Annotated in this window: 13 protein-coding genes and 2 riboswitches; of the genes, 8 read left to right on the forward strand and 5 right to left on the reverse strand. The window is 72.7% G+C overall.

The genetic code is table 11. The features are described 5' to 3' along the window. Positions 1-453: 453 nt before the first annotated feature. Both J2S41_RS13370 and bluB read left to right on the forward strand, forming a co-directional pair. Positions 454-954, forward strand: a complete 501-nt coding sequence (locus J2S41_RS13370; protein WP_310367420.1) for a DUF6624 domain-containing protein — start codon at positions 454-456, stop codon at positions 952-954. 34 nt (positions 955-988) lie between these two features. After that, positions 989-1191, forward strand: a riboswitch (cobalamin riboswitch). Between the two features lie 36 nt (positions 1192-1227). Continuing rightward, positions 1228-1854 carry a 5,6-dimethylbenzimidazole synthase gene (gene bluB, locus J2S41_RS13375; protein ID WP_310367423.1) on the forward strand — a complete coding sequence of 209 codons (627 nt, stop codon included), beginning with the start codon at positions 1228-1230 and terminating at the stop codon, positions 1852-1854. Between the two features lie 103 nt (positions 1855-1957). Here bluB and J2S41_RS13380 read toward each other — a convergent pair whose 3' ends face one another. Continuing rightward, a complete protein-coding gene (locus J2S41_RS13380; RefSeq protein ID WP_310367426.1) occupies positions 1958-2404 on the reverse strand; it encodes a MarR family winged helix-turn-helix transcriptional regulator in 447 nt (148 codons plus the stop codon). A 54-nt stretch (positions 2405-2458) separates the two neighbouring features. Between J2S41_RS13380 and J2S41_RS13385 the strand changes: the two genes are divergently transcribed. Then, on the forward strand, positions 2459-3184 hold the full coding sequence (locus J2S41_RS13385; protein WP_310367430.1) for a TspO-related membrane protein: 726 nt from the start codon (positions 2459-2461) through the stop codon (positions 3182-3184). Between the two features lie 111 nt (positions 3185-3295). On the opposite strand, the gene J2S41_RS13390 is transcribed toward J2S41_RS13385, so the two are convergent. From J2S41_RS13390 to J2S41_RS13400, 3 genes are read right to left on the reverse strand one after another with little or no spacing between them, the layout of a single operon-like run. Beyond that, positions 3296-3868 carry a GNAT family N-acetyltransferase gene (locus J2S41_RS13390; protein ID WP_310376370.1) on the reverse strand — a complete coding sequence of 191 codons (573 nt, stop codon included), beginning with the start codon at positions 3866-3868 and terminating at the stop codon, positions 3296-3298. After that, on the reverse strand, positions 3868-4827 hold the full coding sequence (gene mgrA, locus J2S41_RS13395) for an L-glyceraldehyde 3-phosphate reductase (RefSeq protein ID WP_310376371.1): 960 nt from the start codon (positions 4825-4827) through the stop codon (positions 3868-3870). The genes J2S41_RS13390 and mgrA overlap by 1 nt, the downstream gene beginning before the upstream one ends. Before the next feature lie 13 nt (positions 4828-4840). Then, on the reverse strand, positions 4841-5650 hold the full coding sequence (locus tag J2S41_RS13400; protein WP_310367433.1) for an ATP-binding cassette domain-containing protein: 810 nt from the start codon (positions 5648-5650) through the stop codon (positions 4841-4843). Between the two features lie 238 nt (positions 5651-5888). Beyond that, positions 5889-5979: riboswitch (glycine riboswitch) on the forward strand. Between the two features lie 70 nt (positions 5980-6049). Between J2S41_RS13400 and gcvP the strand changes: the two genes are divergently transcribed. Beyond that, the gene (gene gcvP / locus J2S41_RS13405; protein WP_310367436.1) at positions 6050-8878 is read left to right on the forward strand and encodes an aminomethyl-transferring glycine dehydrogenase; all 2829 of its coding nucleotides are present in this window, start codon (positions 6050-6052) and stop codon (positions 8876-8878) included. 121 nt (positions 8879-8999) lie between these two features. Further along, complete coding sequence (locus J2S41_RS13410) at positions 9000-9470, forward strand: DUF4396 domain-containing protein (protein WP_310367439.1); 471 nt, start codon at positions 9000-9002, stop codon at positions 9468-9470. A gap of 194 nt (positions 9471-9664) precedes the next feature. On the opposite strand, the gene J2S41_RS13415 is transcribed toward J2S41_RS13410, so the two are convergent. After that, positions 9665-9865: a DUF5999 family protein gene (locus J2S41_RS13415; RefSeq protein ID WP_033338317.1), complete on the reverse strand. Its 201-nt coding sequence runs from the start codon at positions 9863-9865 to the stop codon at positions 9665-9667. Positions 9866-10176: 311 nt separating this feature from the next. Here J2S41_RS13415 and def point away from each other — a divergent pair, with 311 nt between their 5' ends. The 3 genes from def to J2S41_RS13430 all read left to right on the forward strand — a co-directional run bounded on the left by def (position 10177) and on the right by J2S41_RS13430 (position 12791). Then, entirely contained in the window at positions 10177-10674 is a 498-nt protein-coding gene (def, locus tag J2S41_RS13420; RefSeq protein ID WP_310367442.1) for a peptide deformylase, read from the forward strand. A 174-nt stretch (positions 10675-10848) separates the two neighbouring features. Further along, positions 10849-11820 (forward strand): AraC family transcriptional regulator, encoded by a 972-nt coding sequence (locus J2S41_RS13425; RefSeq protein WP_310367445.1) that lies wholly within the window; start codon positions 10849-10851, stop codon positions 11818-11820. A 17-nt stretch (positions 11821-11837) separates the two neighbouring features. Further along, positions 11838-12791: an AraC family transcriptional regulator gene (locus J2S41_RS13430; protein WP_310376375.1), complete on the forward strand. Its 954-nt coding sequence runs from the start codon at positions 11838-11840 to the stop codon at positions 12789-12791. Positions 12792-12799 lie beyond the last annotated feature (8 nt).

Raw genomic sequence — 12799 nt, forward strand, 5'->3', positions numbered from 1 at the left:
GTTCGTTAACCCGCAGTTCGCGCAATATGAACTAAGCGTTGTTCACTGTCCGGAATCGACACGTCACAAGGTATCCAACGCATGCGAGAAAGCCACCAAGGGCCACGAAGATGCCGGTCCACCACGGCCGGCGGGTCCGCGTGCGACGACGAGCCGAGCGGCATCGGCGGTCGCGGCCCGTCGAGCGTCACCGAGCGCCGGCGCGCCCCGGCCGCCGCGGTCGACCCGCTTCCCGCGCGCCTGTGACCCGCGCATCCGCGCATCGCGTATCCGCGAGAAGGGCCGTGGTCCGGATGTGTTCGTGGCATGTTCGCCGTGCCGTGGCGGCCGGAGCCGCATCCCGGCCGGGCCGTCCGGTGATTTCCTGCCCCTACAAGTATTTCCCATCCACATGCACCGATGTGTCACTCCGGGTCGACGGGCATGGATTCGCGCTCGTCTAGCGTCCACGGCATGGTTGACGAGGCACTCGCGCAGGAACTGATCGACATGACGGACGAGGACCGGCGGCTGCAGGCCGGGGCGCTGGGTGCGGATTACGCCGCCCGGCTGGCGTACCGGCGGGTCACCGTCCGCAACGGTGACCGGCTCGCGGAGATCATCGACGAGCACGGGTGGCCGACCGCGGACCTCGTCGGCGCGGAGGCGGCCCGGCGGGCGTGGCTGGTGGCGCAGCACGCGGACCGGCACCTGCACCTGCAACGCCGCGCGCTGGCCCTGATGACGGAGGCGGTGCACGCGGGGAAGGGCGACGCCGCGCAGCTGGCCATGCTGACCGACCGCCTGCTGGTCAACGAGGGCCGCCCGCAGATCTACGGCACTCAGATCGCCGGGGTCGTCGACGGCGCCCCGGTCCCGTGGCCGTGCGAGGACCCGGACCGGCTGGACGAGCGGCGTGCCGGGGTCGGCCTCGACCCGTTCGCCGTCCACGTCGCCAGGCACGCGCCGGCCTGATCGGCCCGGAAGCCGGGACGCGGTATGGTGCGGGTGGCACGAACTGTTGCGAGGTGCCCCGGCGGCGACGGCGGGGAGAATCTGGGAAGCCGGTGTGAATCCGGCACGGGCCCGCCGCGGTGACCGGGGAGCCGCCGCCCACGCGCGCACGCGCAGCCACTGGCCGTCAGGCCGGGAAGGCGGGCGGTGGGGTGACGATCCGGGAGTCCGAAGACCGGCCTCGCGCCTGGTGACCCCGGCATGCCCGGGGCGAGAGCGCAGCGGGAGCCTGCCGTGATCCACGACCTGTACGACGTCATCCACCGCCGCCGTGACGTGCGCGGCGAGTTCACCGGCGCGCCCGTCCCGGACGCCACCGTGGACCGCATCCTCGGCGCGGCGCACGCGGCACCGAGCGTCGGCCTGTCCCAGCCGTGGGACTTCATCCTGGTCCGCGGCCGCGAGCCGCGCGAGGCCTTCCACGAGCACGTGCGCCGGGAGCGGGACGTTTTCGCGGCCACATTGGACGGCGACGCGGCCGACCGGTTCGCCCGCATCAGGATCGACGGCGTGCTGGAGTCCACCCTGTCCATCGTGGTCACCTACGACCCGGAGCGGGGCGGGCCGGCGGTGCTGGGCCGGCACGCGATCGCGGACGCCGGGCTGTACTCCGCCTGCCTCGCCATCCAGAACCTCTGGCTGGCGGCCACGGCCGAGCGGCTCGGCGTCGGCTGGGTGTCGTTCTACCGCGAGGACTTCGTCCGCGACCTGCTCGGCATCCCGGCCGGGATCCGCCCGGTCGCCTGGCTCTGCGTGGGGCCGGTCACCCACCTCCAGGACACCCCGGACCTGGAACGCCACGGCTGGCGCCACCGCCGCCCGCTGCACCTGGCCCGCCACGAGGACCGCTGGGGCGGATAGGGCACCCGCCCGTCGTGCCGGGGCGGACGGGCATCATCGACGGGAGCGCGGCGGCCGGCCGGCAACTGCGTCGGCGCGGGGCGTCTCGGCCCATCCGGGCCGGTCACCGCGCGTGCTTGCGGTGCAGCGTGGCGAGGCGGTCGAGCGTTTCGGCCACGGTACGCCGCTGCCCGTCCGTGAGCCGGGCCGTGGCGCTGGCGATGTCGTCCGCCAGCGGCCGCAACTCGTCGAGCAGCCGCTCGCGGGCCAGCGGCGTGGTGGTGACGGTCTGCCGGCGGCGGTCGGTCAGGTGCGGCTCGCGGCGCGCGTACCCGGCCCGCACCAGCCGGTCGACCAGGCCGGTCGCGGCGCCCGAGGTCATGCCGAGCATGCGCCCCAGCTCGACCGGCCCGACCGGCGCGGGGGAGACGGCGAGGTGCTTGAGCGCCAGGTAGTCGCCGGCGGTGAGCCCCATCCGGCGGGCGATCGCCGCGTCCAGCTCGGCGGCGGCGACGGCGAGGTGGTGCACGGTCCAGGCGAGATCGCCGGTGGCGTGCGGATGCTGAGACACGCGAACGAGCATACGATGACTCAGAAATTAAGCTACTTCGTATGTGAGGTTCTCATGGGCGACCGGATCCGCTCCCTCGCGCTCGCCACCGCCTGCACCGCGTTCGTGGCGACGCCCAACCTCGGCGCGCTCGTCGGCAGGGGCGAACAGACGCGGCGGTACGACACGGTGATCACCCCACCGGACTACGCCTTCACGGTCTGGGCCCCGATCTTCGCCTGCTGCATCGCGTCGACCGTCGCCCAGTGCCGGCCGTCCGGCCGCGGCGATCCGGTCAGCCGGCGCACCGGGTGGGCGCTGACCGGCGCATACCTGGTCAACACCGCCTGGTCGCTCGCTGCCCAGACGGACCGGTTCCGCTACACGCCGTACCTGCTGCCGCTGGCCACGGCCTTCGCCGCGGTCGCGCACGCTCGGGTGCAGGGCGGGCCGGGCGGTGCGGCGGTCACGCCGGCGAGCACCGGCCTGCTGCTCGGCTGGACCGCGCTGGCGAGCACGGTGAACGTCGCCGCCGGTGCGGTCGCGGCCGGCGCCGACCGCACCGGGCCCCGGATGGTCGCCGGCGGCACCGCCGGGCTGGTGGCCGCGTCCACCGCGGTCGCCACGGCCGTCGCCACCAGCCGCCGCGGCGCCGTCCCGCTGGCCCTCAGCTCCGCCTGGGGCCTGGCCACGACCGCGCTCACCCGGCACCGCCCCCGAGCCGTCCGCCTCGCCGCCGCGGCCGGCGCCGCCGCCATCACGCTGGCGGCCCTCCGCCCGGTGTCCCGCCGCCGCACGTAGGGCCACGCTCACCCGGCGCCCGCGGCGTGCTCACCCGCTCGACCGGTACCGCCACCAGGCCGCGGCCACGCCGCACATGGGAACGGCATCAATCCAGCCTCCTAGGCTGCCCTAGGAGGTGTGCCGGCCGAACGGCGGAGGCCCGGTCCACTCCGGGGCGAGCACGGACCAGATCTCGATGTCGTGGCGTTCGCCGTGGTGGGCGTATGCGGAGCGGAGCACGCCGTCGCGGGTCATGCCGAGGCGCGTGGCGACCGCGATGCTGGCCGTGTTGCCGGACGACACCTGCCACTCGACGCGGTGGATGCCCCGGTCCCGGATCGCCCAGTCGATGATCACCGTGACCGCGCGGGTGATCAGGCCGCGGCCGGTCGCGGACGGCTCCAGCCAGCAGCCGGCCTCGGCGGTGCCGTTGCGCACGTCCATGGTGCGGAACAGCACGCCGCCGACGAGCGCGCCGCCGGCGTGGATGCCCCAGATGCGCCCGGTGTCGGCGGCGGCCTTCTCCGCGTACCCCATCAGGAAGGTCTTGGCGGTCTCCGGCGAGGTGACGGCGTCGGCCAGGCCGATGAACCGGCCGATGAACTCGCGTCCCCGGTCGATGTTGGCCAGCAGGTCGCCGGACTGCCAGGGCTCCAGCGGGCGGAGGACCGCGTCGCCGGAGCCCAGCGGCACGTCGAAGATCAACGGTCGACCGCGTACTTCTCGATCTCGGCGAGCTCGTCGCCGGTGAACGACAGGTTGCCGAGCGCCGCGATGTTCGTCTCCAGCTGCGTGACGCTGGACGCGCCGATGATCAGCGAGGTCATCCGCGGGTCGCGCAGCGCCCAGGCGAGGGCGAGCTGCGCGAGGGACTGGCCGCGGCCGGACGCGATCTCGTTGAGCGCGCGGACCTTGCCCATGGTCTCCTCGGACAGGTCACTCTCGTTGAGGAAGTGGCTGGTCGCGACGCGCGAGTCGGACGGCACCCCGCGCAGGTAGCGGTCGGTGAGCAGGCCCTGCTGGAGCGGGCTGAACGCGATGCAGCCGGCGCCGGCGGTCTCCAGCGCGTCGAGCAGACCGTCCCGTTCGATCCAGCGGTTGAGCATCGAGTACGACGGCTGGTGGATCAGCAGCGGCGTGCCGAGCGAGCGGAGGATCTCGGCGGCGCGCGTGGTCTGCTCGGCCGTGTAGTTGGAGATGCCCACGTAGAGTGCCTTGCCGGAGCGGACGATGGCGTCCAGCGCGGACATGCTCTCCTCGAGCGGCGTCTCCGGGTCGGGGCGGTGGTGGTAGAAGATGTCGACGTACTCCACGCCGAGGCGCTTCAGCGACTGGTCCAGCGACGAGACGAGCTGCTTGCGCGAGCCCCACTCGCCGTACGGGCCCTCCCACATGTGGTAGCCCGCCTTGGAGGAGATGACGATCTCGTCCCGGTACGCCCTGAGGTCGGTGGCGAGCAGCCGGCCGAAGTTGCTCTCGGCCGAGCCGGGCGGCGGGCCGTAGTTGTTGGCCAGGTCGAAGTGGGTGACGCCGAGGTCGAACGCCCGCCGCACGATCTCGCGCTGCGTCTCCAGCGGCCGGGTGTCGCCGAAGTTGTGCCAGAGGCCGAGCGAGATCGCGGGCAGCTTCAGGCCACTGCGGCCGGCGCGCCGGTAGGTCATCGTCTGGTAGCGGTCACTTGCGGGGTTGTACGTCACGCGGGGAAGCGTATCCCCGGGGTCCGACGGCGCGACCGGAGGCGGCCAGCAGCGCCGGATCGGGCGCCTCGCGCTCGTACTGCAGGCAGGCGGCCATGGTCGTCCCGCCGCTGCCCACGGTGACCAGGTCCAGCGCCGGGTCGGTGTCGTCGCAGACCGTCATCCGGTACGCGCACCGGTGCCGGTAGGGGCATCCGGGCGTGCCCGCCGGGCGGGACGGCCCGGTGCCGGCGCCGCCGAACAGGTCGATCGTGTGCGGGTGGTGCGGCCCGGCCCAGACGTCCTCGGCCCGCCCGTGCTCGACCAGCCGCCCGCCGTAGAGCACCGCCACCTCGTCCGCCACGCCGCGCAGCGCGGCCGGGTCGGTGCAGGTCACCACGACCGCGAAGCCGTGCCGGTCGCGCAGCCGGGCCAGCCGGCCGATCGCCTCGGCCGAGGGCGGGGCGTCGTCGATGACCAGCACGTCCGCGTGCCGCTGGCGGGGCGTGAGCGCCGGCGTGTCCGCGTCCAGCACGCGCGGCGACGCGGCGGCGAGCCGTTCCCAGCGGCTGGGCCGAGGCGTGCCGGGGCGCAGCGTGATCTCCGGGCCGCCGTCGCGCGGCCGGAGCGTGAGCCGCCCGGTGAAGTCGGTCAGCTCGCCGGTGAGCACGCGGGTGAGCGTGGTGCGTCCGCTGCCCGGCTCGCCGGCCACGCCGAGGATCGCGCCGGCGGGCAGGTCGAACGCCACCTCGCACAGCGCGAATTGATCCTCGCCGAACGTGACCGTGACCTGGCGCACGCTCAGCACCAGCCCGCTCCGCGCATCCCCGCTCAAACGCGCCCCCGACCGTGTGGGTTTCAGCTTGTTTGTGCCCGTTTCACCTGCGATAACGCGAAACGCGAGAGAATAAGAACACTGCGCTGGTTCCGCCGTCAACGACGATTAACCGGCTAGTCGTCGAGCAGCCGTCCGCGCGCGCCGAAGGGCGCCGGCCGCCGCCGTGATCGGCCCGAAACATGATCACTGCTACCGTTACGGGAGCCGGCACATCCGTACGGGAGAGACTCGGTTTCTCCGAGCGCCGAAGGGGCAAATCCTCCCCGGAACCTCTCAGGCAAAAGGACCGTACGGGCAGGCGACTCTGGAGTGCGCGCATGACAGAGGGGGAGGTTGATCCTGTCGACCTCTCCGCCCGAGGAGCCGCGCATGACCCTCTTCCAGGACCCTGACCTGTTCGCCGCGCGCCATATCGGCCCGAACGCCGCCGAACAGCGCCGCATGGTCGAGACCATCGGGTACGGCTCCGTCGAGGAGCTGATGGACGTGGCGATCCCCGAGGTCATCCGCTGGCACGGCACGCTCGACCTGCCCCCGGCCGTCACCGAGGCGGAGGCGCTGGCCGAGCTGCGCGCGCTCGCCTCGCGGAACACGGTGGCGACCTCGATGATCGGCCTCGGTTACCACGGCACGCACACGCCCGGCGTCATCCTGCGCAACGTGCTGGAGAACCCGGCGTGGTACACGGCCTACACGCCGTACCAGCCGGAGATCTCCCAGGGCCGCCTCGAGGCGCTGCTCAACTTTCAGACCATGGTCGCCGATCTCACCGGCCTGACCACGGCGAACGCGTCGATGCTGGACGAGGGCACCGCGGTCGCGGAGGCCATGACGCTCGCCCGGCGCGCTTCCAAGAGCCGATCCGGCGTGTACGTGGTGGACGCCGAGACGCTGCCGCAGTCGCTGAACGTGATCCTCACCCGGGCCGAGCCGCTCGGCATCACCGTCGAGGTCCGCGACCTCGCGGCGGACGGCCTGCCGGACGAGTTCTTCGGCCTGCACCTGCAGTACCCGGGCGCGTCCGGCGTGATCCGCGACGACGCCGCGCTGATCGCGGCCGCGCACGAGCGGGGCGCGCTGGTCACGGTCGCGGCCGATCTGCTGGCGCTGACGCTGCTGCGCGCGCCGGGCGAGATCGGCGCGGACATCGCGGCCGGCACCACGCAGCGCTTCGGCGTGCCGATGGGCTTCGGCGGCCCGCACGCCGGCTACCTGGCGGTCCGGGCCGGGCTGGAGCGCTCGCTGCCGGGCCGGCTGGTCGGCGTGTCCAGGGACGCGGACGGCGCGCCCGCGTACCGCCTGGCGTTGCAGACCCGGGAGCAGCACATCCGCCGGGAGAAGGCGACCAGCAACATCTGCACCGCGCAGGTCCTGCTCGCCGTGATGGCCAGCATGTACGCGGTCTACCACGGCCCGGGCGGGCTGCGGGCGATCGCGCGGCGCGTGCACCTGCGGGCGTCGCAGCTGGCGTCCGCGCTGCGCGGGATCGACGGCGTGACCGTGGTGCACGACGACTTCTTCGACACGCTGCTGGTCCGCGTGCCGGGGCGGGCGTCGGAGATCGCCGGCAGGGCGGAGGAGGCCGGGATCAACCTGCGGACCGTGGACGCGGACCACCTGGGCATCTCCTGCGACGAGACCACGACCGTGGCGCACCTCGAGGCGGTGGTGCGCGCGTTCGGCGGCTCCGGCGAGCTCGGCGGGACCGCGACGGACTTCCCGGAGGCGCTGGTCCGCACGTCGGAGTTCCTGACCCACCCGGTGTTCTCCAGCCACCACTCCGAGACCGCGATGCTGCGCTACCTGCGCCGCCTGTCGGACAAGGACTACGCGCTGGACCGCGGCATGATCCCGCTCGGCTCGTGCACCATGAAGCTGAACGCGACCGCGGAGATGGAGCCGATCACCTGGCCCGAGTTCGCCCAGCTGCACCCGTACGCGCCCGCGTCGCAGGCGGCGGGCTACGAGACGCTGATCGGCCAGCTGGAGGGCTGGCTGGCCGAGGTCACCGGCTACGACCGGGTCAGCGTGCAGCCGAACGCCGGCTCCCAGGGTGAACTGGCCGGCCTGCTGGCGATCCGCGGCTACCACCTGGCCAACGGCGACGCGGGGCGCACCGTCTGCCTCATCCCGTCCTCCGCGCACGGCACCAACGCGGCGTCCGCCGTGATGGCCGGCATGAAGGTCGTGGTGGTGGCCAGCCGCGAGGACGGCACCGTCGACCTGGACGACCTGGATCGCAAGATCGAGGCGCACCGGGACGCGCTCGCCGCGATCATGGTCACCTACCCCTCCACGCACGGCGTCTACGAGACCGGCATCGCCGCGCTCTGCGCCAAGGTGCACGACGCGGGCGGCCAGGTGTACGTGGACGGCGCGAACCTGAACGCGCTGGTCGGGTTCGCCAAGCCGGGCCGGTTCGGCGCGGACGTGTCCCACCTGAACCTGCACAAGACGTTCTGCATCCCGCACGGCGGCGGCGGTCCCGGCGTGGGCCCGGTCGCGGTCCGTGAGCACCTGGCGCCCTACCTGCCGGGTGACCCGCTGGTGCCCGGGGACAACGCGGTCTCCGCGGCCAGGCACGGCTCCGCCGGGATCCTGCCGATCCCGTGGGCGTACCTGCGGATGATGGGCCCGGACGGGCTGGTCGCCGCGACCGGCGTGGCCGTGCTGGCCGCGAACTACGTGGCGGCCCGGCTGCGCAACCACTACCCGGTGCTGTACGCGGGCAACAAGGGCCTGGTCGCGCACGAGTGCATCCTGGACCTGCGCCCGCTCACCAAGGCGACCGGCGTGACCGTGGACGATGTGGCCAAGCGCCTGATCGACTACGGGTTCCACGCGCCGACCATGTCGTTCCCGGTGGCCGGCACGCTGATGGTGGAGCCGACCGAGTCCGAGGACCTGGCCGAGCTGGACCGGTTCTGCGACGCGATGATCGCGATCCGCGCGGAGATCGCCCGGATCGAGGCGGGGGAGTGGCCGCTGGCGGACAGCCCGCTGTCGAACGCGCCGCACACCGCCGAGTCCGTCTCCGCGGACGAGTGGGAGCACGCGTACCCGCGGTCCGTCGCCGCCTACCCGCCGGGCGTGGACCGGGCCGCCAAGTACTGGCCGCCGGTCCGCCGCATCGACGGTGCGTTCGGCGACCGCAATCTGGTCTGCTCCTGCCCCGCGCCGGAGGCGTTCGAGGACTGAGCGACCCGCCGGGCGGTGCGTGCGCGTACCGCCCGGCCTCTGTCGTGAAATAACCCGGCCGGGTACGGTGTTGGCGCCAGGCAGATACCCCAGGGGGGTATGCGGACCTCGGGAGGCCATCATGGAACACGCTCACCATCACGGCGGTACGGCGTCCTGGCGCACGGCCGCGCAGGCCACGCTGCACTGCCTGACCGGCTGCGCCATCGGCGAGGTGCTCGGCATGGTGATCGGCACCGCGCTCGGCTGGCCCACCTGGCCGACCGTCGCGCTGGCGGTCGCGCTCGCGTTCCTGTTCGGCTACGCGTTCACCATGCGCGGCGTGCTGCGCGCCGGCGTGGGCCTGCGTGCCGCGCTCGGCGTGGCGCTCGCGGCGGACACCGTGTCGATCACGGTGATGGAGATCGTCGACAACGCCGTGATGCTGTCGGTGCCGGGCGCGATGGAGGCCGGCCCGGGCAGCGCGCTGTTCTGGGGCTCGCTGGCATTCGCGCTGGTGGTGGCGTTCGTGCTCACCACGCCGGTCAACCGGTGGCTGATCTCGCGCGGCCGGGGCCACGCGGTCGTCCACCGTTATCACCACGCGGGCTGACCGCCGGCGGTCTCCGGCGCTGGTCTGCCCGGCCGTCCGGTGGAGGCACGGCTCGGCAGACCAGCCGTCGGAAGACGGCCGTTCGGTTACGGAGAGGTAGCTCGACGCTGAGCCGCACCATTACGGTGGGTTACGAAGTGACTCAGGTGGGAGTCACTGCCGGAGTGGCGTCGTCGACGTCCGGCCGGGGTGGATCACGCCGCGAGCGCGTGGCGCGCGGGGCCGCGGTGCGGCTCGATGCAGCTGCCGTCCGGCAGCAACTCGCCCGTGTCCTCGAAGACGATGACACCGTTGCAGAGCAGGCTCCAGCCCTGCTCAGGGAAGGACGCGATCACCTTCGCGGCCTCCCTGTCGGTGGCATCAGAGGTCGGACAGGGACTTTGGTGCTGGCACATCGGGGTCTCCGAGTCGGTCTTCTGTGGCATGTTTCACATGCCCGGTGATGCACATTACCAAGCGCGTAGCGCACCTCCGAGCGCGTGGTGCGCGAATGAAGATGAATCCTCCGTTCGGCTGATCTACATCAGTCCGGACGGTTGGGACCGCTCCCACCGGGGGTGACCCCAGCGTCACGGAGATCCTCATCGCTGTCACGCTCCGAGTGTGACTCCACCTCGCCACACCTGCCACACCGATTGTCCGCCATCCGTCCCGTCACGCCGTGTCGCCGCCTACCGTCGGTAAGGACTGCGATAGCCTTGCGGTCATGACGATGCGGCCCATCCGCGTGCTCGGCGACGCGGTCCTGCGCAGCCCCGCCGACCGCGTGACGACGTTCGACGACGCCCTCCGCGACCTGGTGACCGACCTGATGGACACGCTGCTCGGCAAGCCCGGCCGGGCCGGCGTGGCAGCCCCGCAGATCGGCGTCGGCCTGGCCGTCTTCGTCTACGACGCCGACGGCCACCGCGGCCATGTCGTCAACCCGACAATCTCCCTCGGCGAGGAGCTCGAGGAGGACGACGAGGGCTGCCTGTCCATCCCCGGCCTGTACTTCCCGACCGTCCGCGCCCGCACCGCGACGGTGGAGGGCTTCGACCAGCACGGCGAGCCGCTCACCATCTCCGGCGAGGGCTTCCTGGCCCGCGCCCTGCAGCACGAGACCGACCACCTCGCCGGCCGCCTCTACGTCGACACCCTCCGCGGCGACACCCGTCGCGCCGCCCTCCGCGAGATCCGCGCGGCCTCCTGGTCCCGCTCCTAGACCGGTCTTCCCTCTCCGACGGTGCGGCGCTCTTCGGCGGGTCGTACACCCTTCTGGTGACCTCGGGCCGGCGTTCGCGGCGAACCACCCGGCTGGTGTGGTTCGCTGAACGTGCAGACGCGACGCCTCAGACACATCTACGGGGTGCTGCCCCCGCGGAAGGGAGACGGGCGCATGACCGCGATGGGGTCCCATGTGCCGATCGAGCGCGCCGAGATGCGCTCCCGTGATCTGGACCTGGTGCGGGAGATGATCAGTCAGCGGTACACCGATCACCTTCCCCAGGTGAGGGGAGACGCCCGTCGGTTCGGGTTCCGGTCGGGTTTCGCGCGGGCCGGTGCGCTGAGCATCGACCGGGTCAGCTACCAGGCGTGCATGGCGATCACCGCCGATCCGCACGACACCATCCTGATCATCAGGATGGTCAGCGGTGGATTCGACGTCTCCGCCGGGCGGCAGCGCCGCCAGGTGAGCGGCGACGAGGCGCTGTTCCTGCCCCACACCGGCCTTGACATGGTGCAGGACTGGCCTCGGTACGAGGTGGTCCAGTTCCCGGCCGAGGCGGTGACCCGGCTCGCCGACCAACTCGGCGTCGCGCCGGCCGACTTCCGCTTCGACGCGATGACCGCCGTGTCGCCCGCGGCGAACCGGATCTGGCTGGCCACCCACGCCCGGCTCGCCGGGCTGCTGGACACCCCGGCTGAGGGCGTGCCCGCGCTGCTGCTGAGCGCGGCGATCGACATCGCGGCGGCCGCGGCGCTGAGCGTGTTCCCGAACGCCACCATGACCGTGGACTACGTCGCCGGCCCGGGCCGGGTGGCGCCCGCCACGGTGCGCCGGGCGGTCGCCTACATCGACGAACATGCCGCCGAGCCGGTCACCAGTGAGGACATCGCCGCCGCGGCCGGGGTGAGCGTCCGCGCGGTGCAGGCCGGGTTCCGCCGGCACCTGGACATCACCCCGATGGGCTACCTGCGCCGGGTCCGGCTGGAGCGTGCCCACCGCGACCTGCGGGCCGCCGACCCCACCACGGGTGCCACCGTCGCCGCGGTCGCCCGCGGCTGGGGCTTCACCGACCTGAGCCGCTTCGCCGCCGACTACCGCGCCGCCTTCGGCCGGCTGCCCCGCCACACCCTGCACACCTGAGGAGGTGTGACGTGCCGATGGACGAGCCGCAGACCACGACGTTCGCGACCACGGACGGCGACGCCTTCGAGCAGTTCTTCACCAGCGCCTACGGCAGCATGCGCATCCACCACGAGGACCGGCCACGGCTGCGCTACCGGGGCGTCCACGCGGGACTGTTCACCCTCGACAGCATCGAGTGGTCGGCCAGGCTGAACATCGAGGTCGAACCACTCAACAAGATCATTGTCTCGCGGGTGACCACGGCGCGCATCCAGATCGCGTACGGCCAGGACGACTGGCGGTTCACCGCCGGGGACCTCTGCCTCGCGCCCTACCCGGAGCGGCCCTACCTCAACAACCTGCGGCCCGGCGAACTGCGCAACTGCATCCTCGATCCCGACATGGTCACCCGCGTCGCCGCCACGGCCCCCGGCCGGAGACCGCAACGCCTGCGGTTCACCACCTGCGCACCGGTCACCTCCGCGGCCGCGGCCCAGTGGTGGGCCACCCGCGGCTACATCGCGGATCTGCTCGACGATCCTCAGCCGGGCGCCTCCCCGCTGATGCTGGCCAACGCCGGGCACCTGCTCGCGGCGGCCACCCTGACCACCTTCCCCAACAACGCCCTGACCGACCCGACCAGCGAGGACAGTCAGGACGCCCACCCCGCCAGCCTGCGCCGCGCCACCGCGTTCATCGACGAGAACGCCCACCGCCCGATCAGTCCCGCCGACATCGCCGCCGCCGCGCGCATCACGATCCGCGCCGTGCAGCTGGCCTTCCGCCGCCACCTCGACACCACGCCCACCGAGTACCTGCGCCGCGTCCGGCTCCACCACGCCCACCGCGAACTGCTCGCCGCCGACCCTGGCACCGGCGTCACCGTCGGCGCCGTCGCCACCCGGTGGGGTTTCGCCAACCACAGCCGATTCAGCGCCGAGTACCGCGCCACCTACGGCGTCCTCCCGTCGCACACGCTGCGCCGGTGAACCGCGAC

This window comes from Catenuloplanes atrovinosus (genome assembly GCF_031458235.1).
GTDB classification, from domain to species: domain Bacteria; phylum Actinomycetota; class Actinomycetes; order Mycobacteriales; family Micromonosporaceae; genus Catenuloplanes; species Catenuloplanes atrovinosus.

Bases quoted from the DNA above. Each gene is read 5' to 3' on its own strand.
- J2S41_RS13425 (WP_310367445.1), top strand. From the start codon at position 10,849: ATGACCGCGATGGGGTCCCATGTGCCGATCGAGCGCGCCGAGATGCGC.
- mgrA (WP_310376371.1), bottom strand. From the start codon at position 4,827: ATGACCTACCGGCGCGCCGGCCGCAGTGGCCTGAAGCTGCCCGCGATC.
- def (WP_310367442.1), top strand. From the start codon at position 10,177: ATGACGATGCGGCCCATCCGCGTGCTCGGCGACGCGGTCCTGCGCAGC.
- gcvP (WP_310367436.1), top strand. From the start codon at position 6,050: ATGACCCTCTTCCAGGACCCTGACCTGTTCGCCGCGCGCCATATCGGC.
- J2S41_RS13410 (WP_310367439.1), top strand. From the start codon at position 9,000: ATGGAACACGCTCACCATCACGGCGGTACGGCGTCCTGGCGCACGGCC.
- J2S41_RS13370 (WP_310367420.1), top strand. From the start codon at position 454: ATGGTTGACGAGGCACTCGCGCAGGAACTGATCGACATGACGGACGAG.
- J2S41_RS13415 (WP_033338317.1), bottom strand. From the start codon at position 9,865: ATGTGCCAGCACCAAAGTCCCTGTCCGACCTCTGATGCCACCGACAGG.
- J2S41_RS13385 (WP_310367430.1), top strand. From the start codon at position 2,459: ATGGGCGACCGGATCCGCTCCCTCGCGCTCGCCACCGCCTGCACCGCG.
- J2S41_RS13430 (WP_310376375.1), top strand. From the start codon at position 11,838: ATGGACGAGCCGCAGACCACGACGTTCGCGACCACGGACGGCGACGCC.